Origin of the sequence: Pseudomonas sp. Irchel s3h17 (genome assembly GCF_900187505.1) — a bacterium.
Lineage (GTDB): Bacteria > Pseudomonadota > Gammaproteobacteria > Pseudomonadales > Pseudomonadaceae > Aquipseudomonas.
This window is the reverse complement of sequence record NZ_FYDL01000007.1, coordinates 25,038-49,223: the sequence shown is the minus strand read 5'-3', so window position 1 is coordinate 49,223 and position 24,186 is coordinate 25,038. Positions and strand designations below refer to the sequence as shown.

Annotated in this window: 18 protein-coding genes and 4 tRNA genes; 13 read left to right on the top strand and 9 right to left on the bottom strand. The window is 61.9% G+C overall.

Features of this window, described 5'->3' with window-relative positions; translation table 11 throughout:
* Positions 1 to 55: 55 nt before the first annotated feature.
* The 11 genes from nuoC to nuoN all read left to right on the top strand — a co-directional run bounded on the left by nuoC (position 56) and on the right by nuoN (position 13,820).
* Positions 56 to 1,840, top strand: coding sequence for an NADH-quinone oxidoreductase subunit C/D (nuoC, locus tag CKW25_RS11400; RefSeq protein ID WP_095079280.1), 1,785 nt, complete (start codon positions 56 to 58; stop codon positions 1,838 to 1,840).
* Between the two features lie 2 nt (positions 1,841 to 1,842).
* The gene (nuoE, locus tag CKW25_RS11395; protein WP_007970445.1) at positions 1,843 to 2,340 is read left to right on the top strand and encodes an NADH-quinone oxidoreductase subunit NuoE; all 498 of its coding nucleotides are present in this window, start codon (positions 1,843 to 1,845) and stop codon (positions 2,338 to 2,340) included.
* Complete coding sequence (gene nuoF, locus CKW25_RS11390; RefSeq protein ID WP_095079279.1) at positions 2,337 to 3,692, top strand: NADH-quinone oxidoreductase subunit NuoF; 1,356 nt, start codon at positions 2,337 to 2,339, stop codon at positions 3,690 to 3,692. Before nuoE ends, nuoF begins: the two co-directional genes overlap by 4 nt.
* 135 nt (positions 3,693 to 3,827) lie before the next feature.
* Positions 3,828 to 6,542, top strand: a complete 2,715-nt coding sequence (gene nuoG, locus CKW25_RS11385) for an NADH-quinone oxidoreductase subunit NuoG (protein ID WP_095079278.1) — start codon at positions 3,828 to 3,830, stop codon at positions 6,540 to 6,542.
* On the top strand, positions 6,539 to 7,546 hold the full coding sequence (gene nuoH, locus CKW25_RS11380; RefSeq protein WP_095079277.1) for an NADH-quinone oxidoreductase subunit NuoH: 1,008 nt from the start codon (positions 6,539 to 6,541) through the stop codon (positions 7,544 to 7,546). The genes nuoG and nuoH overlap by 4 nt, the downstream gene beginning before the upstream one ends.
* 12 nt (positions 7,547 to 7,558) lie before the next feature.
* Positions 7,559 to 8,104: an NADH-quinone oxidoreductase subunit NuoI gene (gene nuoI / locus CKW25_RS11375; protein WP_218192550.1), complete on the top strand. Its 546-nt coding sequence runs from the start codon at positions 7,559 to 7,561 to the stop codon at positions 8,102 to 8,104.
* A gap of 9 nt (positions 8,105 to 8,113) precedes the next feature.
* Positions 8,114 to 8,614, top strand: a complete 501-nt coding sequence (gene nuoJ / locus CKW25_RS11370) for an NADH-quinone oxidoreductase subunit J (RefSeq protein ID WP_095079275.1) — start codon at positions 8,114 to 8,116, stop codon at positions 8,612 to 8,614.
* 3 nt (positions 8,615 to 8,617) lie between these two features.
* Positions 8,618 to 8,926, top strand: coding sequence for an NADH-quinone oxidoreductase subunit NuoK (nuoK, locus tag CKW25_RS11365; RefSeq protein ID WP_003180046.1), 309 nt, complete (start codon positions 8,618 to 8,620; stop codon positions 8,924 to 8,926).
* Positions 8,923 to 10,776 carry an NADH-quinone oxidoreductase subunit L gene (gene nuoL, locus CKW25_RS11360; RefSeq protein ID WP_095079274.1) on the top strand — a complete coding sequence of 618 codons (1,854 nt, stop codon included), beginning with the start codon at positions 8,923 to 8,925 and terminating at the stop codon, positions 10,774 to 10,776. Before nuoK ends, nuoL begins: the two co-directional genes overlap by 4 nt.
* A gap of 40 nt (positions 10,777 to 10,816) precedes the next feature.
* On the top strand, positions 10,817 to 12,349 hold the full coding sequence (gene nuoM, locus CKW25_RS11355) for an NADH-quinone oxidoreductase subunit M (RefSeq protein ID WP_095079273.1): 1,533 nt from the start codon (positions 10,817 to 10,819) through the stop codon (positions 12,347 to 12,349).
* Positions 12,350 to 12,356: 7 nt separating this feature from the next.
* Complete coding sequence (gene nuoN / locus CKW25_RS11350; RefSeq protein ID WP_095079272.1) at positions 12,357 to 13,820, top strand: NADH-quinone oxidoreductase subunit NuoN; 1,464 nt, start codon at positions 12,357 to 12,359, stop codon at positions 13,818 to 13,820.
* Positions 13,821 to 13,898: 78 nt separating this feature from the next.
* Here the strand turns inward: nuoN and CKW25_RS11345 are convergent, their stop codons facing one another.
* The 8 genes from CKW25_RS11345 to gltX form a co-directional block, all read right to left on the bottom strand.
* Positions 13,899 to 14,336, bottom strand: coding sequence for a thioesterase family protein (locus tag CKW25_RS11345; RefSeq protein ID WP_095079271.1), 438 nt, complete (start codon positions 14,334 to 14,336; stop codon positions 13,899 to 13,901).
* A gap of 48 nt (positions 14,337 to 14,384) precedes the next feature.
* Positions 14,385 to 15,218, bottom strand: coding sequence for an alpha/beta fold hydrolase (locus CKW25_RS11340; protein ID WP_095079270.1), 834 nt, complete (start codon positions 15,216 to 15,218; stop codon positions 14,385 to 14,387).
* Between the two features lie 29 nt (positions 15,219 to 15,247).
* Positions 15,248 to 15,787 carry a TetR/AcrR family transcriptional regulator gene (locus CKW25_RS11335; RefSeq protein WP_095079269.1) on the bottom strand — a complete coding sequence of 180 codons (540 nt, stop codon included), beginning with the start codon at positions 15,785 to 15,787 and terminating at the stop codon, positions 15,248 to 15,250.
* 190 nt (positions 15,788 to 15,977) lie between these two features.
* Positions 15,978 to 16,053 (bottom strand) — tRNA-Glu (locus CKW25_RS11330).
* Between the two features lie 79 nt (positions 16,054 to 16,132).
* Positions 16,133 to 16,208, bottom strand: a tRNA-Ala gene (locus CKW25_RS11325).
* A 53-nt stretch (positions 16,209 to 16,261) separates the two neighbouring features.
* A tRNA-Glu gene (locus CKW25_RS11320) sits at positions 16,262 to 16,337 on the bottom strand.
* Between the two features lie 78 nt (positions 16,338 to 16,415).
* Positions 16,416 to 16,491 (bottom strand) — tRNA-Ala (locus CKW25_RS11315).
* A gap of 191 nt (positions 16,492 to 16,682) precedes the next feature.
* The gene (gene gltX / locus CKW25_RS11310; protein WP_095079268.1) at positions 16,683 to 18,164 is read right to left on the bottom strand and encodes a glutamate--tRNA ligase; all 1,482 of its coding nucleotides are present in this window, start codon (positions 18,162 to 18,164) and stop codon (positions 16,683 to 16,685) included.
* Between the two features lie 234 nt (positions 18,165 to 18,398).
* Between gltX and CKW25_RS11305 the strand changes: the two genes are divergently transcribed.
* Positions 18,399 to 19,445 (top strand): HlyD family secretion protein, encoded by a 1,047-nt coding sequence (locus CKW25_RS11305; RefSeq protein WP_095079267.1) that lies wholly within the window; start codon positions 18,399 to 18,401, stop codon positions 19,443 to 19,445.
* 49 nt (positions 19,446 to 19,494) lie between these two features.
* Entirely contained in the window at positions 19,495 to 20,985 is a 1,491-nt protein-coding gene (locus CKW25_RS11300; protein ID WP_172736500.1) for an MDR family MFS transporter, read from the top strand.
* 1,116 nt (positions 20,986 to 22,101) lie between these two features.
* On the opposite strand, the gene uvrB is transcribed toward CKW25_RS11300, so the two are convergent.
* Complete coding sequence (gene uvrB / locus CKW25_RS11295) at positions 22,102 to 24,117, bottom strand: excinuclease ABC subunit UvrB (protein ID WP_095079265.1); 2,016 nt, start codon at positions 24,115 to 24,117, stop codon at positions 22,102 to 22,104.
* Positions 24,118 to 24,186: the final 69 nt, after the last annotated feature.

Below are 24,186 nucleotides of genomic sequence, written 5' to 3'. Positions count from 1 at the left end.
CAAGAAACGAGAAGCTGGCTTCATTCTTTACGTTGACCGAAAGCGAAAAATAACCATGACTACAGGCAGTGCTCTGTACATCCCGCCTTACAAGGCTGACGACCAGGATGTGGTCGTCGAACTGAACAACCGTTTTGGCCCCGAGGCGTTCACCGCCCAGCCTACCCGCACCGGCATGCCGGTGCTTTGGGTTGCCCGTGCCAAACTCGTCGAAGTCCTGACCTTCCTGCGCAGCCTGCCCAAGCCGTACGTCATGCTCTATGACCTGCATGGCGTGGACGAGCGCCTGCGCACCAAGCGTCAAGGGCTGCCGAACGGCGTCGACTTCACCGTGTTCTACCACTTGATGTCGATCGAACGTAATAGTGACGTCATGATCAAGGTCGCCTTGTCCGAGAGCGACCTCAGCGTGCCGACCGTCACCGGTATCTGGCCGAACGCCAACTGGTACGAGCGCGAAGTGTGGGACATGTACGGCATCGACTTTGCCGGTCACCCGCACCTGACCCGCATCATGATGCCGCCGACCTGGGAAGGTCACCCGCTGCGCAAGGACTTCCCGGCCCGTGCCACCGAGTTCGACCCGTTCAGCCTGACCCTGGCCAAGCAACAGCTTGAGGAAGAAGCCGCGCGCTTCAAGCCTGAAGACTGGGGCATGAAGCGTTCTGGCGCGAACGAGGACTACATGTTCCTCAACCTCGGTCCTAACCACCCTTCGGCCCACGGTGCGTTCCGCATCATTCTGCAGCTGGACGGTGAAGAGATCGTCGATTGCGTACCGGACGTCGGTTACCACCACCGTGGTGCCGAGAAGATGGCCGAGCGTCAGTCCTGGCACAGCTTCATTCCGTACACCGACCGTATCGACTACCTCGGCGGCGTGATGAACAACCTGCCGTACGTGCTCTCGGTCGAGAAGCTGGCCGGCATCAAGGTACCTGAGAAGGTCGACGTCATCCGCATCATGATGGCCGAGTTCTTCCGGATCACCAGCCACCTGCTGTTCCTGGGGACTTACATCCAGGACGTCGGCGCCATGACCCCGGTGTTCTTCACGTTCACCGACCGTCAGAAGGCGTACACGGTGATCGAAGCCATTACCGGCTTCCGTCTGCACCCGGCCTGGTACCGCATCGGTGGCGTCGCCCACGACCTGCCGCGCGGCTGGGAAAAGCTGGTCAAGGATTTCGTCGAGTGGATGCCAAAGCGCCTGGACGAATACCAGAAAGCCGCCCTGGACAACAGCATCCTGCGTGGCCGGACCATCGGCGTCGCCGCCTACAACACCAAGGAAGCCCTGGAATGGGGCGTCACCGGTTCCGGCCTGCGTTCGACCGGTTGCGATTTCGACCTGCGTAAAGCTCGCCCGTACTCCGGTTACGAGAACTTCGAATTCGAAGTGCCGCTGGCGGCCAATGGCGATGCCTACGACCGTTGCATCGTGCGTGTCGAAGAAATGCGCCAGAGCCTGAAGATCATCGAGCAGTGCATGCGCAACATGCCGGAAGGCCCGTACAAGGCGGATCACCCGCTGACCACGCCGCCGCCCAAAGAGCGCACGCTGCAGCACATCGAGACCCTGATCACGCACTTCCTGCAAGTTTCGTGGGGCCCGGTCATGCCGGCCAACGAATCCTTCCAGATGATCGAAGCGACCAAGGGCATCAACAGTTATTACCTGACGAGCGATGGCGGCACCATGAGCTACCGCACCCGGATTCGCACCCCAAGCTTCCCGCACCTGCAGCAGATCCCTTCGGTGATCCAAGGCAGCATGGTCGCGGACTTGATCGCGTACCTGGGTAGCATCGATTTCGTTATGGCCGACGTGGACCGCTAAGCATGAACAGCACGCTTATCCAGACAGACCGTTTCGCCCTGAGCGAAACCGAGCGCTCGGCCATCGAGCACGAGCTGCATCACTACGAAGACCCGCGCGCGGCGTCGATCGAAGCCCTGAAGATCGTCCAGAAGGAACGTGGCTGGGTGCCGGACGGCGCCCTGTACGCCATCGGCGAGATCCTCGGCATCCCGGCCAGCGACGTTGAAGGCGTGGCGACGTTCTACAGCCAGATCTTCCGCCAGCCGGTCGGCCGCCACATCATTCGCGTCTGCGACAGCATGGTCTGCTACATCGGTGGCCACGAATCCGTGGTTAGCGAGATCCAGAGCAAGCTGGGCATCGGCCTGGGCCAGACCACCGCCGACGGCCGCTTCACCCTGCTGCCGGTCTGCTGCCTGGGCAACTGCGACAAGGCCCCGGCACTGATGATCGACGACGACACCTTCGGTGACGTACAGCCAGCTGGCGTTGCCAAGCTGTTGGAGGGCTACGTATGACCCTGACTTCCTTCGGCCCTGCCAACCGCATCAAGCGCTCGCCAGAGACTCATCCGCTGACCTGGCGCCTGCGTGACGACGGCGAGGCAGTCTGGCTCGACGAGTACCAGGCCAAGAACGGCTACGCCGCCGCACGCAAGGCCTTCGCCGACATGGCCCAGGACGACATCGTCCAGACCGTGAAAGACGCAGGCTTGAAAGGTCGCGGCGGTGCAGGCTTTCCCACGGGCGTCAAGTGGGGCCTGATGCCCAAGGACGAATCCATCGACATCCGCTACCTGCTATGCAACGCGGACGAGATGGAGCCGAACACCTGGAAAGACCGCATGCTGATGGAGCAACTGCCCCATCTGCTGATCGAAGGCATGCTGATCAGCGCTCGCGCGCTGAAAACCTACCGTGGCTACATCTTCCTGCGTGGCGAGTACACCACCGCCGCCAAGCACCTCAACCGTGCCGTGGAAGAAGCCAAGGCAGCAGGCCTGCTGGGTAAAAACATTCTAGGCAGCGGCTTCGATTTCGAGCTGTTCGTCCACACCGGCGCCGGGCGTTATATCTGCGGTGAAGAAACCGCACTGATCAACTCCCTCGAAGGCCGCCGCGCCAACCCGCGCTCCAAGCCGCCCTTCCCGGCCGCCGTTGGCGTGTGGGGCAAGCCGACGTGCGTGAACAACGTCGAGACCCTGTGCAACGTGCCGGCGATCATCGGCGACGGCGTGGAGTGGTACAAATCGTTGGCCCGCGAAGGCAGTGACGACATGGGCACCAAGCTCATGGGCTTCTCCGGCAAGGTCAAGAACCCGGGTCTGTGGGAACTGCCATTCGGCGTCACCGGCCGTGAGTTGTTCGAAGACTACGCCGGCGGTATGCGCGACGGCTTCAAGCTCAAGTGCTGGCAGCCAGGCGGCGCCGGTACCGGCTTCCTGCTGCCGGAGCACCTGGACGCACAAATGTACGCCGGCGGCATCGCCAAAGTGGGCACCCGCATGGGTACCGGCCTGGCCATGGCGGTGGACGACAGCGTCAACATGGTGTCCCTGCTGCGCAACATGGAGCAGTTCTTCGCCCGCGAGTCCTGTGGTTTCTGCACCCCGTGCCGCGATGGCTTGCCATGGAGCGTCAAGCTCCTGATGGCCATCGAGAACGGCGAAGGTCAGCCCGGCGACATCGAGACCCTGCTGGGTCTGGTCGGCTTCCTCGGCCCAGGCAAGACCTTCTGTGCTCACGCACCGGGCGCCGTGGAGCCGTTGGGCAGCGCAATCAAATACTTCCGCCCAGAGTTCGAAGCCGGCATCGCGCCTACCAGCGCCGCCGTCCCGCCTCTGGCAAGGCCGATCGTAGTCGGCGCGTAACGCTTAAAAAAGCGAAGGGTCCGTGCCCGCAGCTTTTCGTGTGATGACGCCGCAAGCGGCTGTTCTGATTCACGCGGATAACAAGATTCCATTAGCCACGCCCGCTGACACCGGGCCAACGAAGAACTTTGAACCATGGCCACTATCCACGTAGACGGCAAAGAGCTCGAAGTCGATGGGGCAGACAACCTGTTACAGGCATGTCTGTCGCTAGGCCTCGATATCCCTTATTTCTGCTGGCACCCAGCCCTTGGCAGCGTTGGCGCTTGCCGCCAGTGCGCGGTCAAGCAGTACACCGATGAAAACGACACTCGCGGTCGTATCGTGATGTCCTGCATGACCCCTGCCACCGACGGCACCTGGATCTCCATCGAAGATGAAGAATCCAAGGCCTTCCGCGCCAGTGTTGTTGAATGGCTGATGACCAACCACCCTCACGACTGCCCGGTCTGTGAAGAAGGCGGTCACTGCCACCTGCAAGACATGACGGTAATGACCGGCCACAACGAGCGCCGTTACCGCTTCACCAAGCGTACCCACCAGAACCAGCAACTGGGCCCGTTCATTTCCCACGAGATGAACCGCTGCATCGCCTGCTATCGCTGCGTACGCTTCTATAAGGACTACGCCGGCGGCACCGACCTCGGCGTATTCGGCGCCCACGACAACGTGTACTTCGGTCGCGTTGAAGACGGCGTCCTGGAAAGCGAGTTCTCCGGCAACCTCACCGAGGTCTGCCCGACCGGTGTGTTCACCGACAAGACTCACTCCGAGCGCTACAACCGCAAGTGGGACATGCAGTTCTCGCCGAGCATCTGCCATGGCTGCTCCAGCGGTTGCAACATCTCCCCGGGCGAGCGCTACGGCGAATTGCGTCGCATCGAAAACCGTTTCAACGGTTCGGTGAACCAGTACTTCCTGTGCGACCGTGGCCGTTTCGGCTATGGCTACGTCAACCGCGAAGACCGTCCGCGTCAGCCATTGCTGGCCAACGGCGCCAAGCTGAGCCTGGACGAAGCCCTGGATAAAGCCGCCGAGCTGCTGCGCGGTCGCAACATCGTCGGTATCGGTTCTCCGCGCGCCAGCCTTGAAAGCAACTACGCGCTGCGCGAACTGGTCGGCGCCGAGCACTTCTACTCCGGTATCGAAGCGGCCGAGCTGGAACGCATTCGCCTGGTCATGCAGGTGTTGAAAGACAGCCCGCTGCCGATCCCGAACATGCGCGACATCGAAGACCACGACGCCGTGTTCGTCCTCGGTGAAGACCTGACCCAGACCGCTGCGCGCATGGCCCTGTCCCTGCGTCAATCGGTCAAGGGCAAGGCCGAAGACATGGCCGACGCCATGCGCGTTCAGCCTTGGCTCGACGCCGCCGTGAAGAACATCGGCCAGCACGCGATGAACCCGCTGTTCATCGCCAGCCTGGCTGAAACCAAGCTCGACGACATCGCCGAAGAGTGCGTTCACGCCGCGCCGGACGACCTGGCTCGCATCGGTTTCGCCGTGGCTCACGCCCTCGACGCCAGCGCTCCAGCGGTTGAAGACCTGGACAGCGAAGCACTCGAGCTGGCCAAGCGCATTGCCGACGCCCTGCTCGCAGCCAAGCGTCCACTGATCATCGCCGGTACTTCCCTGGGCTCCAAAGCCCTGATCGAAGCTGCTGCGAACATTGCCAAGGCGTTGAAGCTGCGCGAGAAGAACGGTTCCATCAGCCTGATCGTGCCAGAGGCCAATAGCCTCGGCCTTGCCATGCTCGGTGGCGAATCGGTCGACGCCGCGCTGCAAGCCGTGATCGACGGTAAGGCCGACGCCATCGTCGTACTGGAAAACGATCTGTACACCCGTACCGACAAGGCCAAGGTCGATGCTGCCCTGACCGCTGCGAAAGTGCTGATCGTCGCCGACCATCAGAAGACTGCCACCAGCGACCGCGCGCACCTGGTGCTGCCAGCCGCCAGCTTTGCTGAAGGCGACGGTACCCTGGTCAGCCAGGAAGGCCGCGCCCAGCGCTTCTTCCAGGTCTTCGATCCGAAGTACATGGACGCGAGCATCCTGGTTCATGAAGGCTGGCGCTGGCTGCATGCCCTGCGCGCCACCTTGCTGAACCAGCCGATTGACTGGACCCAACTGGACCACGTCACCGCCGCCGTCGCTTCCAGCACCTCGATTCTGAATCGCATTGTCGATGCCGCACCGTCCGCCGCGTTCCGCATCAAGGGCATGAAACTGGCCCGCGAACCGCTGCGTTACTCCGGTCGTACCGCCATGCGCGCCGACATCAGCGTGCACGAGCCGCGTACCCCGCAGGACAACGACACCGCGTTCGCCTTCTCCATGGAAGGTTACTCGGGCTCCGTCGAACCGCGCCAACAGGTGCCGTTCGCCTGGTCGCCGGGCTGGAACTCGCCGCAAGCCTGGAACAAGTTCCAGGACGAAGTCGGTGGTCACATCCGCGCTGGCGACCCGGGCACCCGCCTGATCGAAAGCACCGGTGATTCGCTGAACTGGTTCGCCAATGTTCCGCGCGCGTTCAACCCGGCCCAAGGCACCTGGCAGGTCGTGCCGTTCTTCCACCTGTTCGGCAGCGAAGAGAACTCTTCGAAAGCCGCTCCGGTTCAGGAACGCATTCCGGCTGCTTATGTTGCACTGGCCAAGTCCGAAGCTGACCGCCTGGGTGTCAACGACGGTGCCCTGCTGAGCTTGAACGTCGCTGGCCAGACGCTGCGTCTGCCACTGCGCATCAACGAAGAGCTGGGCGCTGGCCTGGTAGCCCTGCCCGCCGGTATTGCAGGCATTCCGCCAGCAATCTTTGGCAAATCCGTTGACGGTCTGCAGGAGGCAGCTCAATGACCTGGTTTACGCCTGAAGTGATCGACGTGATCATCGCGGTGCTCAAGGCCATCGTGATTCTGCTCGCCGTAGTAGTCTGCGGCGCGCTGCTGAGCTGGGTCGAGCGTCGTCTGCTCGCCCTCTGGCAGGACCGTTACGGTCCGAACCGGGTGGGCCCGTTCGGCGCGTTCCAGATCGCCGCCGACATGATCAAGATGTTCTTCAAGGAAGACTGGACCCCGCCGTTCGCCGACAAAGTGATCTTCACATTGGCGCCGGTCGTGGCCATGAGCGCCTTGCTGATGGCCTTCGCGATCATCCCGATCACCCCGACCTGGGGTGTGGCGGATATCAACATCGGCATCCTGTTCTTCTTCGCCATGGCCGGCCTGTCGGTCTACGCGGTACTGTTCGCCGGCTGGTCGAGTAACAACAAGTTCGCCCTGCTGGGCAGCTTGCGGGCCTCGGCACAGACCGTGTCGTACGAAGTGTTCATGGGCCTGTCGCTGATGGGCATCGTGATCCAGGTTGGCTCGTTCAACATGCGCGACATCGTCGAATACCAGGCGCAGAACCTGTGGTTCGTCATTCCGCAGATCTTCGGTTTCCTGACCTTCTTCATTGCCGGCGTCGCCGTGACTCACCGTCACCCGTTCGACCAGCCGGAAGCGGAGCAGGAACTGGCCGACGGTTACCACATTGAATACGCCGGCATGAAATGGGGCATGTTCTTTGTCGGCGAGTACATCGGCATCGTGTTGATTTCGGCGCTGCTGGTGACCTTGTTCTTCGGTGGCTGGCACGGTCCGTTCGGCATTCTGCCGCAGATCCCGTTCATCTGGTTCGCTCTGAAAACCGCGTTTTTCATCATGTTCTTCATCCTGCTGCGCGCCTCGATTCCGCGCCCACGGTATGACCAAGTGATGGATTTCAGCTGGAAGTTCTGCCTGCCGCTGACCCTCATCAACATGCTGGTGACCGCTGCGATCGTGTTGCTCAACACGCCCGCCGTCGCGGCTCAGTGAGGATAGAGAATCATGAAGTATATTTTTGACATCGTGCATGGCTTCTTCACCCAGCTTCGCAGCCTGGTGATGATCTTCGGCCATGCCTTCCGCAAGCGCGACACGCTGCAGTACCCGGAAGAAGCCGTGTACCTGCCGCCGCGCTTTCGTGGCCGTATCGTCCTGACCCGCGACCCCGACGGTGAAGAGCGTTGTGTAGCCTGCAACCTGTGCGCCGTGGCGTGCCCGGTAGGCTGCATCTCGCTGCAGAAAGCTGAAACCGAAGACGGTCGCTGGTACCCGGAGTTCTTCCGTATCAACTTCTCGCGCTGCATCTTTTGCGGCCTCTGCGAGGAAGCCTGCCCGACCACCGCGATCCAGATGACACCGGATTTCGAAATGGCCGAGTTCAAACGTCAGGACCTGGTCTACGAGAAAGAAGATCTGCTGATCTCCGGCCCCGGCAAAAACCCTGATTACAACTTCTATCGTGTTGCAGGTATGGCGATTGCCGGTAAGCCGAAAGGCGCCGCGCAGAATGAAGCCGAACCGATCAACGTGAAGAGCTTGCTGCCTTAAGGAAGAAAGATGGAATTCGCTTTCTATTTCGCATCGGGTATCGCGGTGGTGTCCACGCTTCGCGTGATCACCAACACCAACCCTGTGCACGCCCTGCTCTACCTGATCATTTCGCTGATTGCCGTGGCGATGACCTTTTTCAGCCTCGGCGCTCCATTTGCCGGTGTCCTGGAAGTGATCGCCTACGCCGGCGCCATCATGGTGCTGTTCGTGTTCGTGGTGATGATGCTGAACCTGGGGCCTGCCTCGGTCCAGCAAGAGCGCGTCTGGCTCAAGCCCGGCATCTGGCTGGGCCCGGTCGTGCTTGCGGCCCTGCTGCTGGCTGAACTGCTGTATGTGCTGTTCAGCCACTCCAGCGGCACCGCCATCGGTCTTACCACCGTAGACGCCAAGGCCGTGGGCATCAGCCTGTTCGGTCCTTACCTGCTGGTGGTCGAACTCGCCTCGATGCTGCTGCTCGCCGCAGCCGTCACGGCGTTCCATTTGGGCCGCACCGAGGCGAAGGAGTAACTCATGCCTGCTATCCCTCTCGAGCATGGTCTTGCCGTTGCCGGCATCCTGTTCTGCCTCGGCCTGGTCGGGCTGATGGTCCGCCGCAACATTCTTTTCGTGTTGATGAGCCTGGAAGTGATGATGAACGCCTCTGCACTGGCGTTCATCGTTGCCGGTGCACGTTGGGCTCAGCCGGATGGACAGATCATGTTCATCCTGGTGATCAGCCTGGCAGCCGCCGAGGCCAGTATTGGCCTGGCGATCCTGCTGCAACTGTATCGCCGCTTCCACACGCTCGATATCGACGCTGCCAGTGAGATGCGCGGATGAACCTTCTCTATCTGACTTTCCTGTTCCCTCTGATCGGTTTTGTGCTGCTGGCGTTCTCACGGGGACGCCTCTCGGAAAACCTCTCGGCGCTGATCGGCGTCGGCTCCATCGGTCTCTCGGCAATCGTCGCGACCTATGTGATCTGGCAGTTCAACGTTGCACCGCCTGAAGGCGGCCACTACACCCAGGTGTTGTGGCAGTGGATGGCGGTAGGCGAGTTCAAGCCGAACTTCGCCCTGTACCTGGACGGCCTTTCGGTCACCATGCTGGGCGTGGTTGTCGGCGTGGGTTTCCTGATCCACCTGTTCGCGTCCTGGTACATGCGCGGTGAAGACGGCTACTCGCGTTTCTTCGCCTACACCAACCTGTTTATCGCCAGCATGCTGTTCCTGGTCCTGGGCGATAACCTGTTGTTCCTGTACTTCGGCTGGGAAGGCGTGGGCCTGTGCTCGTACCTGTTGATCGGTTTCTACTACAGCAACCGCAACAACGGTAACGCCGCACTCAAGGCCTTCATCGTTACCCGTATCGGCGACGTGTTCATGGCCATCGGCCTGTTCATCCTGTTTGCCCAACTGGGCACGCTGAACATCCAGGAACTGCTGGTGCTGGCACCACAGAAATTCCAGGCCGGCGACTTCTGGATGGTCATGGCGACCCTGATGTTGCTGGGCGGCGCTGTCGGTAAATCCGCACAATTGCCACTGCAAACCTGGTTGGCGGATGCAATGGCCGGCCCTACCCCGGTTTCGGCACTGATCCACGCCGCGACCATGGTGACCGCCGGTGTCTACCTGATCGCCCGTACCCACGGTCTGTTCGCCCTGGCGCCGGACGTCCTGCAACTGGTTGGCCTGGTTGGCGGTGTGACCTTGGTGCTGGCCGGTTTCGCCGCCCTGGTGCAAACCGACATCAAGCGCATCCTCGCCTACTCGACCATGAGCCAGATCGGCTACATGTTCCTGGCCCTGGGCGTTGGTGCCTGGGATGGCGCGATCTTCCACCTGATGACCCACGCCTTCTTCAAGGCCCTGCTGTTCCTTGCGTCCGGTTCGGTGATCGTTGCCTGCCACCACGAGCAGAACATCTTCAAGATGGGCGGCCTGTGGAAGAAACTGCCCCTGGCCTACGCCAGCTTCATCGTTGGCGGCGCGGCCCTGGCGGCCCTGCCACTGGTGACCGCCGGTTTCTACTCCAAGGACGAAATCCTCTGGGAAGCCTTCGCCAGCGGTAACCATGGCCTGCTGTACGCCGGCCTGGTGGGTGCCTTCATGACGTCGCTGTACACCTTCCGCCTGATCTTCATCGCGTTCCACGGTGAAGCGAAGACCGAAGCCCATGCCGGCCACGGCGTTGCCCACTGGCTGCCACTGTCGGTACTGATCGTACTGTCGACGGCCATTGGCGCGATGATCGTGCCGCCGCTGCACGGCGTACTGCCACAAAGCGTCGGCCACGCCGGCGGCGATGCCAAGCACAGCCTGGAAATCGCCTCGGGTGCCATCGCCCTGTCCGGTATCCTGCTGGCTGCCCTGCTGTTCCTGGGCAAGCGCCGCTTCGTGACCGCCATTGCCAACAGCGGCATCGGTCGTCTGCTCAGCGCCTGGTGGTTCGCCGCCTGGGGCTTCGACTGGATCTACGACAAACTGTTCGTCAAACCGTACCTGGCAATCGTCCACTTGTTGCGCAACGACCCGTGCGACCAAACCATCGGTTTGATCCCGCGTCTGGCCAAAGGGGGACACAACTCCCTCAGCCGTACCGAAACAGGTCAATTGCGTTGGTATGCCGCCTCGATGGCTGCTGGTGCCGTGCTGGTTATCGGCGCTGTCGTGCTGGTAGCGGTCTGACTATGAACCTTGCGAACTTGCGAAAGGAAACGAGCCCGTCATGATTCTGCCTTGGCTAATCCTGATTCCCTTCATCGGCGGCCTGCTGTGCTGGATGGGTGAGCGCTTCGGCGCCACCCTCCCCCGCTGGATTGCGCTGATCACCATGTCCCTGCTGCTCTCCCTCGGCCTCTGGCTGTGGGCCAACGGTGACTATTCATTTGCCCCGGCGCCTGGCGCCGATCCGACCTGGGCGCTTGAGTTCAAGCACGTCTGGATCGAGCGCTTCGGCATCAACGTGCACCTGGCCCTCGACGGCCTGTCGCTGCTGATGATCCTGCTCACCGGCTTGCTGGGTGTGCTCTCGGTACTGTGTTCGTGGAAAGAGATCCAGCGTCATGTGGGCTTCTTCCACCTGAACCTGATGTGGATCCTGGGCGGTGTCGTCGGCGTGTTCCTGGCCCTCGACCTGTTCATGTTCTTCTTCTTCTGGGAAATGATGCTGGTGCCGATGTATTTCCTCATCGCGCTCTGGGGTCATAGCTCCTCGGACGGCAAGAAGACCCGGATCTACGCAGCCACCAAGTTCTTCATCTTCACTCAGGCTTCCGGCCTGATCATGCTGGTGGCGATCCTGGGCCTGGTACTGGTCAACTACAACAGCACGGGCGTGATCACGTTCAACTACGCCGACCTGTTGAAAACCAAGATGTCGATGACCACCGAGTACATCCTGATGCTCGGTTTCTTCATCGCCTTCGCGGTCAAGCTGCCGGTGGTGCCGTTCCACTCCTGGCTGCCGGATGCCCACGCACAGGCACCGACCGCCGGTTCCGTCGACCTGGCCGGTATTCTGCTGAAGACCGCTGCCTATGGTCTGCTGCGCTTCGCCCTGCCGTTGTTCCCGAATGCATCGGCCGAGTTCGCGCCGGTGGCCATGGCCCTGGGCCTGGTCGGGATCTTCTACGGTGCGTTCCTTGCGTTTGCCCAGACCGACATCAAGCGCCTGATCGCGTTCTCCAGCGTTTCCCACATGGGCTTCGTGCTGATCGGTATCTACTCCGGCAGCCTGCAAGCCCTGCAGGGCGCGGTGATCCAGATGCTGGCCCACGGCCTGTCGGCGGCGGCACTCTTTATCCTCAGCGGCCAGCTCTACGAGCGCACCCACACCCGCGACATGCGTGAAATGGGTGGCCTGTGGTCGAAGATTGCGTACCTGCCCGCCATCAGCCTGTTCTTCGCCGCCGCCTCCCTGGGTCTGCCGGGTACCGGTAACTTCGTCGGTGAATTCCTGATCCTGATCGGCACCTTCGCCAGTGCGCCATGGATCACCGCGATTGCCACCTCGGGCCTGGTGTTCGGTTCGGTCTACTCGCTGATCATGATTCACCGTGCCTACTTCGGCCCGTCCAAGTCGGACGCGGTGCTGCACGGCATGGATGCTCGCGAACTGATCATGGTGCTCGGCCTTGCGTGCCTGCTGATTTACCTCGGCGTCTACCCGCAACCGTTCCTCGATACCTCTGCCGCCACCATGCATGGCGTGCAGCAATGGCTCGGCACCGCCTTCACTCAACTCGCTTCGGCCCGGTAAGAGCGCTATGGAATTCACGATTCAACACTTTATCGCGCTAGCGCCGTTGTTGATCACCAGCGCCACGATCATCGTGGTGATGCTGGCTATCGCATGGCGCCGCAACCACTCACAGACCTTCCTGCTGTCGGTGGCGGGTCTTAACCTGGCGTTGTTGTCGATCCTCCCAGCCTTGAAAGTCGCGCCCCTGGCCGTGACCCCACTGCTGCAAATCGACAGCTTTGCCTGCCTGTACATGGCGCTGATCCTGGTCGCCACCCTCGCCTGCGTCACCCTCGCCCACGCCTACCTCGGCGATGGCGGCACCGGTTACCCGGGCAACCGTGAAGAACTGTACCTGCTGATCCTGATGGCCGCCGCCGGCGGCCTGGTCCTGGTCAGCGCGCAGCACCTGGCCGGCTTGTTCATCGGCCTGGAACTGCTCTCGGTACCGGTCTACGGCCTGGTGGCCTATGCCTTCTTCAATAAGCGCTCGCTGGAAGCCGGCATCAAGTACATGGTGCTGTCGGCCGCCGGCTCCGCGTTCCTGTTGTTCGGCATGGCCCTGCTCTACGCCGAAGCCGGCACCCTGAGCTTCAGCGGCATCGGCATGGCGCTGGAAGCCACCGGCCTGCCTAGCCCGCTGGCCCAACTGGGCCTGGGCATGATGCTGATCGGCCTGGCGTTCAAGTTGTCGCTGGTACCGTTCCACCTCTGGACCCCGGACGTGTACGAAGGTGCTCCGGCACCGGTGGCCGCGTTCCTGGCCACCGCGTCCAAAGTCGCCGTGTTCGCGGTGATGGTGCGCCTGTTCCAGATGTCGCCAGTGGCCAACAGCGGTGTGTTGAGCACCGTGCTGACCGTGATCGCGATTGCCTCGATCCTGTTCGGTAACCTGCTGGCGCTGACCCAGAGCAACCTCAAGCGTCTGCTGGGTTACTCCTCCATCGCCCACTTCGGCTACCTGCTGATTGCCCTGGTGGCGAGCAAGGGCCTGGCACTGGAAGCCATCGGCGTGTACCTGGTCACCTACGTGATCACCAGCCTCGGCGCCTTCGGCGTGATCACCCTGATGTCCTCGCCGTACAAAGGCCGTGACGCAGACGCCCTGTACGAGTACCGCGGCCTGTTCTGGCGTCGTCCGTACCTGACCGCCGTACTGACCGTGATGATGTTGTCCCTGGCCGGTATCCCGCTGACCGCAGGCTTCATCGGCAAGTTCTACATCATTGCCACCGGTGTCGAATCGCACCAGTGGTGGCTGGTCGGCTCGCTGGTACTGGGTAGCGCCATTGGCGTCTTCTACTACCTGCGCGTGATGGTCACCCTGTTCCTGATCGAACCCAACCTGCGTCGCGTCGACGCTCAGCTGCACTGGGAGCAAAAGGCAGGTGGCGTCATGCTGCTGGCCATCGCCGCCCTGGCGTTCTTCCTGGGCGTCTACCCGCAACCGCTGCTGAACCTGGTTCAGCAAACCGGCCTGGTGGGCTGATCGCTCCAGCGACAGGTAGCACCAACAGAAACGGCACCCTCGGGTGCCGTTTTTGCATTCAGGGGATTTGCCTTGAGGTCAGGCGATGGCGTGCAACGCCGGGCCATAACCCTCGATGAACTCGGCCGGCATGCGCTTGGGCTTGCCGCTGGACAGTTCGATACAGACAAAGGTGGTCTGGGCCCGCAGCAGCGTGGCGTTGTCACGGGGACGGATCAGCTGGAAATGGCGCGTCATTTTCAGGCGCTGGTCCCAGTCGACGATCCAGGTCGCCAACTGCAACTCATCACCCTCATAGGCCGCCGCCAGGTAATCGATCTCGTGGCGCACCACCGCCATCGCCCGGTCCAGCCGCCGATATTCGACGAGGTCCAGCCCAAGGCGCTGTGAGTGGCGCCAGGCGCATCGCTCCAGCCAGGTGACATACACCGCGTTGTTGGCATGCCCCAGCCCGTCGATGTCCTCAGCGGCCACCTCAAGGTCAATGATAAACGGCGTTGCCCGATCCCAGCCCATGCCTCACTCCCGGTCAGATTATTCGACCGGGAGGAGTGTAACGGATGATCAGGCCGATTGGCGCGCCTGCAAGCTACGACCGGAGAGCAGCGTCAACACCCCCTCGATCAGTCGAGGGTCGGCCAGCACCCGCTGATGCCCGCCCTCCTCCAGGCGCAACAGGCGACTGTCGAACCAGGCGTCGTGAATCAGCTGCGATTCGTTGACCGGGACAAAGGTGTCGTCCTCGGCGTGCACGATCAGCCCGGGCATATCCAGCTGGTAGTGCGCGACGTCCAGCCGCGAGGCCTGGATACCAACATCCTGTTCGACCTGGCGGATAAACGCCGAGCGCGCCTTGGGCGGCAAGCCGACGTACCGCGCGAAACCGCGCAACACGCCGAGGATCCGCGCCGGCGCGGCGATACTGACCAGGGTCTCGGTGCGCAGGCCCAACTGCACCGCGAGCATGGCGCTGGCCCCGCCCATGGAGTGGCCGATAACCGCCTGCAAGGGAGGCAACTCGGCCGCCGCTTCCAGCATGGCCCGGGCGAACAGCACGACGTTGGCCTCGCGCCCTGGTGAACGACCGTGGGCCGGACCGTCCAGCGCGACGACGGTGTAACCGCTGTCCACCAACGCGCTGATCAGGCTGGCAAACTGGGTGGGCCGTCCTTCCCAGCCGTGCATCATCAGCACCGTCGGCCCCTGCCCCCAACGCAAGGCCGAGAGACCGAAGCGCAGGGTGATCCGCTCGGCCTTCGCCAGCAGCGGCATTTCCCAGTCCCGGGGAGGCAGCTCACGGGGTGTCATGAACGCCTGGCGCATCCTGCTCGCGACCCGCTGTGGTGCAATCCAGCCCAGGGTGCCATTAACGCCACGAACCCAACTTAACGTGCTCATCGCTCATCTCCAAAGGCTTGTGCTTCAGGTCATAGCACCGCCGACTTGGCGGCACGCAGCAATCGATCAGACAACTCTCCGGCACCCAGCGCCCGCGCCAGCGCCAGGCCACCCACCATCAACGCCAGGTCAGCCAGCACCTTGTCGATGTCTTCCGGGCTGTTGGCCAACTGCGCGACCATCAGCTCGACGTGCTCATTGAGCGCCATACGGAAATCATCCGGCAGGCGCCCCATCTCTCCGATCGACGCCGGAATCGGGCAGGCGTGCTCGGTGGAATCACGGTGTTTGCGCGACAGATAAAACGCAGCGACCAACGCCCGGCGCTCCTCCCCTGTCAACTCGGCGTCCATCTCGGCGATCAACGCCCGACGCTGGCCGAGCAACTGGGTGAAGGCCTCCAGCATCATCGCGTCCTTGCTGTCGAAGTGCGCATAGAAGCCACCCACCGTCAGGCCGGCCGCTCCCATCACTTCGCCCACGCTTGGCTCGGCCGGACCCCGCTGGATCAGCGCGGAACTGGCGGCCTGGAGAATGCGTTCACGGGTTTGAGCTTTCTTGTCGTTCATCGTTGCCTCCGAATATTACGATTGAAATATTATTCTCATAATAAATTTACGCAAGTCGTTGATGTGACCGTTGGTCAGAAGGACTGTCGGGGAGAATAGGGGAAAGGGGGAATTGGCCAAACGCCAGACAAACAAAAGGGCCATTCAATAATTGAATGACCCTTATAAAATCCCGCAGAGCGGGTAATCGTGGCGTCCCCTAGGGGACTCGAACCCCTGTTACCGCCGTGAAAGGGCGGTGTCCTAGGCCACTAGACGAAGGGGACACAAACCCTTCTATACACTGATCAGCGCTGAGTACTGATCGATTCAAGGCCGGTGTGGCCAGACCTTGAACTGTAAAATTGGTGGAGCTAGACGGGATCGAACCGTCGACCTCTTGCATGCCATGCAAGCGCTCTCCCAGCTGAGCTATAGCCCCGGATTTTTCGCCTCGCGGCGGAGTGACATCTTGCAACATCACTTCTGTAAAACTGGCGTCCCCTAGGGGACTCGAACCCCTGTTACCGCCGTGAAAGGGCGGTGTCCTAGGCCACTAGACGAAGGGGACACAAACCTTCTATACAACTGATCAACGCTGAGTGTTGATCGCTTCAAGGCCGGTGTGGCCAGGCCTTGAAGTGTAAATTGGTGGAGCTAGACGGGATCGAACCGTCGACCTCTTGCATGCCATGCAAGCGCTCTCCCAGCTGAGCTATAGCCCCTCATCGGTGAGGACGGGGCGAATCTTAAGGGCGTATCGAAACTCTGTCAAACTTATTTTTCAAAATTTTTAAAATTTTTTGCCGACATAACAATCACTTACCGCCCTCCCCCCGTAAATTCGGGGGTCTGGCGACCACTGCGCGCCCAACAACAGGCGTGCGCAATGGCCATCAGTCCTTCAGGTCGCTTCTCAGGCAATCGCGCCCAGCAGCTTTTCCCACTCTTTGTTTTCTTTCTTCGACACGCCACCGAGCAGGTCGATGGCCTGGCGCAGGCGGAAACGGGTCAGGTCCGGACCGAGGATTTCCATGGCATCGAGCACCGACACCGAGCTGGCCTGCCCGGTGATCGCGGCGAACATCAGCGGCATGGCATCACGCAGCTTCAGCTCCAGGGATTCGACCACCGCCTGAATCGTTGCGGTAATGTTGTCCTTCTCCCACTGGCGCAGGCTTTCGAGCTTCCACAGGATCAACTGCATCAGCTGACGCACCTGATCGCCCGAGAGCTTCTTGGATTCGAACAGCCGGGCCTCCGGGTTCACGCCACCGGCGAAGAAGAACCCGGCCAGCGGAGCGACCTGGCTGAAGGTTTCGACGCGGCCCTGTACGTGCGGCGCGATCTTCATCATGTACTCGGGGTTCAGCGCCCAGGTTTGCAGGCGGGAGGCGAACTCCTCCACCGGCAGGTCACGCAGCCACTGGCCGTTGAGCCACGACAGTTTCTCGATGTCGAAAATCGGCCCGCCGAGGGACACGCGCTTGAGGTCGAAGTTATCGACCATTTCCTGCAGGGAGAACTTCTCGCGCTCGTCCGGCATCGACCAGCCCATGCGGCCCAGGTAGTTGAGCATCGCTTCGGGCATGAAGCCCATGCGCTCGTAGAAGGTCACCGAGGTCGGGTTCTTGCGCTTGGACAGCTTGCTCTTGTCCGGGTTACGCAACAGCGGCATGTAGCACAGCTCCGGCTGTTCCCAACCGAAGTACTCGTACAGCAGGATCAGTTTCGGCGCCGAGGGCAGCCATTCTTCACCGCGCAGGACGTGGGTGATGCCCATCAGGTGGTCGTCGACCACGTTGGCCAGGAAGTACGTCGGCAGGCCGTCGGTCTTCATCAGCACTTGCATGTCCATACGATCCCACGGGATCTCGACGTCGCCACGCAGCATGTCCGGCACCACGCACACGCCTTCGCTCGGCACCTTCATGCGGATCACGTGCGGTTCGCCGGCCGCCAGGCGACGGTCGACTTCTTCCTTGGACAACAGCAGCGCGCGGCCGTCGTAACGCGGGGTTTCGCCGCGAGCCATTTGCTCGGCGCGCATCTGGTCCAGTTCTTGCGCGGTGCAGAAGCACGGGAACGCGTGACCCATGTCCACCAGCTGCTGGCAGTACTTCTGGTAGATAGCGCCCCGCTCGCTCTGGCGATACGGGCCGTGGGGGCCGCCGACGTCCGGGCCTTCGCTCCAGTCGATGCCCAGCCAGCGCAAGGCGTCGAAAATCTGCTGTTCGGACTCGCGGGTCGAACGCAGCTGGTCGGTGTCTTCAATGCGCAGGATGAACTCACCGCCATGCTGCTTGGCAAAGCAGTAGTTGAACAAAGCGATGTAAGCGGTGCCGACATGGGGATCGCCGGTAGGCGATGGCGCGATGCGAGTGCGGACGGTGGTCATGGCGTGTCTCGAAATAATATGAAAAGCGGAGATGAAACAAAGGGCGAATGGTAACAGGCGACAGCCGCCCCGCTCCAGTGAGCAGGGCATATAAGCCAAGATTGAGGCTACTGACGGCGTTAACGTCACTGAATGGCGGATTATCAATAGGTGGCATTTACCACTTGTCGGCTATGTGCCAGATTCACCTCCTGTTAAATTCACTTACACTTTATTTCGACTACAAGCCTGCCCATGCCAGCCCAACTCAAGCGTCGCCTGTCCATTTTCCTGTTTATCGCCCTGCTGATTGCCGGCGGCTTCTTTGCCGAATGGTTCTTCAAGGGGCGGTTTTACGAAAGCACCGATAACGCCTATGTCCAGGGCGAAATCACCCGTGTCTCCAGCCAGTTGAGTGCACGCATCGACGAGGTGCTGGTGCAGGACAACCAGCACGTGGAAAAAGGCCAGTTGCTGGTCAAGCTCGAAGGTGACGACTTCCGCCTCGCCGTGGATCGCGCCAATGCCGCCCTCGCCACCCGCGAAGCCGAGCGCCTGCAAGCCCAGAGCAAGCTGACCCAGCAAGCCAGCCTGATTGCCGCCAGTGAAGCTCAGGTCGCCTCCAGCCAGGCCAGCCTGGGTCGCTCGCAAATGGACCTGTCCCGCGCCGAAACCCTGCGCAAGCCCGGCTACGTTTCGGAAGAACGGGTCACGACCTTGTCCGCCGAAAACCACATCGCCCGCTCGCAAGTGACCAAGGCCCAGGCCGATGCCCAGGCGCAGCGCCAGCAGGTCAACGCCCTCAGTGCCGAGATCAAGCGCCTCGACGCGCAAATCGCCAACGCCAGGGCCGACCTGGCCCAGGCGCAGTTGAACCTGACCCGCAGCGAGATCTACGCCCCCATCAGCGGCCTGATCGGCCAGCGCGCCGCCCGCAACGGCCAAGTGGTGCAAGCCGGTGCCTACCTGCTGTCGGTCGTCCCCGACCAGGACATCTGGATTCAGGCCAACTTCAAGGAAACCCAGATCGGCCACATGCAACCCGGGCAAAAGGCCGAGCTGACGTTCGATGCCTACAGCGACACGCCCATCGAAGCCCGGGTCGACAGCCTGTTCGCCGCCTCCGGTGCACAGTTCAGCCTGCTGCCACCGGACAACGCCACCGGCAACTTCACCAAGGTCGTACAACGAATCCCGGTGAAACTGACCTTTGCCGCCAACAATCCACTACACGGCAAGATCCGCCCGGGCATGTCGGTCACCGCCAAAGTGAACATCCAAGCCCCAGCCGATGGCCGGTGATCAACTGATCCGCCCGGTCGGCGAACCGACCCGGCGGGACTGGATTGCGGTGATGAGCGTGATGCTCGGCGCCTTCATGGCGGTGCTCGACATCCAGATCACCAACTCCTCGCTCAAGGACATCCAGGGCGCGCTGTCGGCGACCCTGGAAGAAGGCTCGTGGATCTCCACCTCGTACCTGGTGGCGGAGATCATCATGATCCCGCTCACCGCCTGGCTGGTGCAGTTGCTCTCGGCACGGCGCCTGGCGGTGTGGGTCTCCGTGGGCTTTTTGTTCGCCTCCCTGCTCTGCTCCATGGCCTGGAGCCTGGAGAGCATGATCGTGTTTCGCGCCCTGCAAGGGTTCACCGGCGGTGCGCTGATCCCGCTGGCGTTCACCCTGACCCTGATCAAACTGCCCGAGCACCACCGCGCCAAGGGCATGGCCATGTTCGCCATGACCGCCACCTTCGCGCCCTCCATTGGCCCGACCCTGGGGGGCTGGCTGACGGAAAACTGGGGCTGGGAGTACATCTTCTACATCAACATCCCGCCCGGCCTGCTCATGATCGCCGGCCTGATGTACGGCCTGGAGAAGAAGAGCGCGCACTGGGAACTGCTGAAAAGCACCGACTACGCCGGCATCCTCAGCCTGGGTGTCGGCCTGGGTTGCCTGCAGGTATTCCTGGAGGAAGGCCATCGCAAGGACTGGCTGGAATCGAGCCTGATCGTCACCCTGGGCAGCATCGCCCTGATGAGCCTGATCACCTTCGTCATCGTCCAGGTGTCCAAACCCAATCCGCTGATCAACCTCGGCATCCTGCGCAACCGTAACTTCGGCTTGTCGAGCATCTCCAGCCTGGGCATGGGCGTGGGGTTGTATGGCTCGATCTATCTGCTGCCGCTGTACCTGGCGCAGATCCAGAACTACAACGCCTTGCAGATCGGCGAGGTGATCATGTGGATGGGGGTGCCGCAGCTGTTCCTGATTCCCCTGGTGCCGAAACTGATGAAGTTCGTCTCGCCGAAGTGGTTATGCACCCTGGGCTTTGGCCTGTTCGGCCTGGCGAGTTTTTACTCCGGCGTGCTCAACCCGGATTTCGCCGGGCCGCAGTTCAATCAGGTCCAGCTCGTCCGGGCGCTGGGCCAGCCACTGATCATGGTCACCATCTCGTTGATCGCCACGGCCTACATCCTGCCCCAGGATGCCGGCTCGGCCTCGAGCCTGTTCAACATCCTGCGCAACCTCGGCGGCGCGATCGGCATTGCCCTCCTCGCCACCTTGCTGGACGCACGGACCAAGACCTACTTCGATTACTTGCGTGAGTCGATCGTCCCGACCAACCCGCAAGTGGCCGAGCGCATCGCCAGCCTGACCGATCGCTTCGGCAGCGAAACCGCCGCCTTGGGTAAAATCAGCGAAATCGCCCACCAGCAGGCGTCGATCATGGCCTACAACGATGCATTCCACTTTGTCGGGATTGCGTTGGCGGTGAGCATGCTGGCGATCCTGTTGACCAGGGCATTGCCGGCGGGACTGAAGGCTGGGGAAGCGCACTAAAAGGACCTCTTCGCAGTCCGCGCAATCCGGCGCGAACACTGCCCCGTGGCGAGCGAGCTTGCTCGCGCTGGGGTGCGAAGCGCCCCCAACATGCCTATTGCAGGCTTTCAGGTAAGTCCCGGTGGCCGGTTTGGGGCTGCCATGCAGCCCAGCGGGAGCAAGCTCCCTCGCCACAGGGACCGTGTTCATCTTGTCGTGGTTTTGGGGTAAGCATGCTGGCGATTCTGTAGACCAAGGCTGTTCACGGGCCGCGCAATCCGCCGCGAACACTGCCCCGTGGCGAGCAAGCTTGCTCGCGCTGGGGTGCGAAGCGCCCCCAACACGACGATTGCAGGCTTTCAGATAAGTCCCGGTGGCCGGTTTGGGGCTGCTGTGCAGCCCAGCGGGAGCAAGCTCCCTCGCCACAGGGACCGTGTTCATCTCGTCGTGGGTCTGGGGTAAGCATGCTGGCGATTCTGTTGATCAAGGCTGTTCGCGCGCCGCGCAATCCGGCGCGAACACCGCCCCGTGGCGAGCGAGCTTGCTCGCGCTGGGGTGCGAAGCGCCCCCAACATGCCTATTGCAGGCTTTCAGGTAAGTCCCGGTGGCCGGTTTGGGGCTGCCGTGCAGCCCAGCGGGAGCAAGCTCCCTCGCCACAGGGGCCGCGTTCATCTCGTCGTGGGTCTGGAGTAAGCATGCTGGCGATTCTGCTGATCACGGCTGTTCACGCGCCGCGCAATCCGGCGCGAACACCGCCCCGTGGCGAGCGAGCTTGCTCGCGCTGGGGTGCGAAGCGCCCCCAACATGCCTATTGCAGGCTTTCAGATAAGTCCCGGTGGCCGGTTTGGGGCTGCTGTGCAGCCCAGCGGGAGCAAGCTCCCTCGCCACAGGGACCGTGTTCATCTCGTCGTGGGTCTGGGGCAAGCATGCTGGCGATTCTGTTGATCAAGGCTGTTCGCGCGCCGCGCAATCCGGCGCGAACACTGCCCCGTGGCGAGCGAGCTTGCTCGCGCTGGGGTGCGAAGCGCCCCCAACATGCCTATTGCAGGCTTTCAGATAAGTCCCGGTGGCCGGTTTGGGGCTGCCGTGCAGCCCAGCGGGAGCAAGCTCCCTCGCCACAGGGACCGCGCTCGATCGTCAGACGGTCAACAACCGTTCACGCAGCTTGGCGATCTCGTCGCGGGTCTGGGCGGCGGCTTCGAATTCCAGGTCGCGGGCGAGCTGGTACATCTTCTCTTCCAGCAGGCGGATGCGCTTGGCGATTTCGCTCGGCGAGCGCAGTTCGTTTTCGTAGCGGGCGCTTTCCTCGGCGGCCTTGGCCATGCCCTTGCGCTTCTTGCTGCGCGAGCCCGGCACGGTGGCGCCTTCCATGATGTCGGCAACGTCCTTGAACACACCCTTGGGGGTGATACCGTTGGCCAGGTTGAAGGCGATCTGTTTTTCGCGACGGCGCTCGGTCTCGCCAATCGCCCGTTCCATGGAGCCGGTGATGCGATCGGCATACAGAATCGCCCGGCCGTTGAGGTTGCGCGCGGCCCGGCCAATGGTCTGGATCAGTGAGCGTTCGGAGCGCAGGAAGCCTTCCTTGTCGGCATCGAGAATCGCCACCAGCGACACTTCCGGCATGTCCAGGCCTTCACGCAGCAGGTTGATCCCCACCAGCACGTCGAAGGTCCCCAGGCGCAAATCGCGAATGATCTCGACCCGTTCCACCGTGTCGATGTCCGAGTGCAGGTAACGCACGCGCACCCCGTGATCGGCCAGGTAGTCGGTCAGGTCTTCGGCCATGCGCTTGGTCAGGGTGGTGACCAGCACTCGCTCCTCGACCGCCACGCGCTTGGTGATTTCCGACAGCAAGTCATCGACCTGGGTCAGCGCCGGGCGAATCTCGATTTGCGGGTCCACCAAACCGGTCGGTCGCACCAATTGCTCAATCACGCGACCGGCATGCTCGGCCTCGTAGTTGCCGGGGGTGGCCGAAACAAAAATCGTCTGCGGGCTGATGCTCTCCCATTCGTCGAAACGCATTGGCCGGTTGTCCAGCGCCGAGGGCAGGCGGAAGCCGTATTCCACCAATGTTTCCTTACGGGAACGGTCGCCCTTATACATCGCGCCCACCTGCGGCACGCTGACGTGGGATTCGTCGATCACCAGCAAGGCGTCGGCTGGCAGGTAGTCAAACAAGGTCGGCGGCGGCTCGCCAGAATCACGGCCCGACAGGTAGCGCGAGTAGTTTTCGATACCGTTGCAATAACCCAGCTCGAGAATCATCTCCAGGTCAAAGCGGGTGCGCTGCTCGAGGCGTTGCGCTTCCACCAGTTTATTGTTGGAACGCAGGTAGTCCAGGCGCTCCTGAAGCTCGACCTTGATCCCTTCGATGGCGCCGAGCAGGGTTTCCCGAGGCGTCACGTAGTGGCTTTTCGGATAAAACGTGAAACGCGGCAACTGCCGGGTCACTTCGCCGGTCAACGGGTCGAAGGCGGAAATCTTCTCGACTTCGTCATCGAAGAGTTCGATGCGTATCGCTTCAAAATCGGATTCCGCCGGGTGGATATCAATCACATCGCCGCGAACGCGGAAGGTGGCGCGGGCGAAATCCATGTCGTTACGGGTGTACTGCAGGTCTGCCAGGCGGCGCAGCAAGGCGCGCTGATCGAGCTTGTCGCCGCGATCAACGTGCAGGACCATTTTCAGGTAGGTTTCCGGACTGCCCAGACCGTAGATGCACGACACCGTGGTGACGATGATCGCGTCCTTGCGCTCCAGCAGCGCCTTGGTCGCCGACAGGCGCATCTGCTCGATGTGATCGTTGATCGAAGCGTCTTTCTCGATAAAGGTATCGGACGACGGCACATAGGCTTCGGGCTGGTAGTAGTCGTAGTAGGAAACGAAGTACTCCACCGCGTTGTTCGGGAAAAACCCCTTGAACTCGCCGTACAACTGCGCGGCCAGGGTCTTGTTCGGCGCCAGCACCAGGGTCGGACGCTGCACCTGGGCAATCACGTTGGCGATGCTGAAGGTCTTGCCGGAACCTGTCACACCAAGCAACGTCTGGTGCGCCAGCCCGGCGTCGATACCTTCAACCATCAGGCGGATGGCTTCCGGCTGATCGCCGGCAGGCTCGAAGCGGGTGACTAGCTGGAATTCAGACATAACAGACCTCTGGGTTTGCGCCGAGGGATTCGCTCGGGCGCGGGCAGACACGTCACAACGGCGCAGACC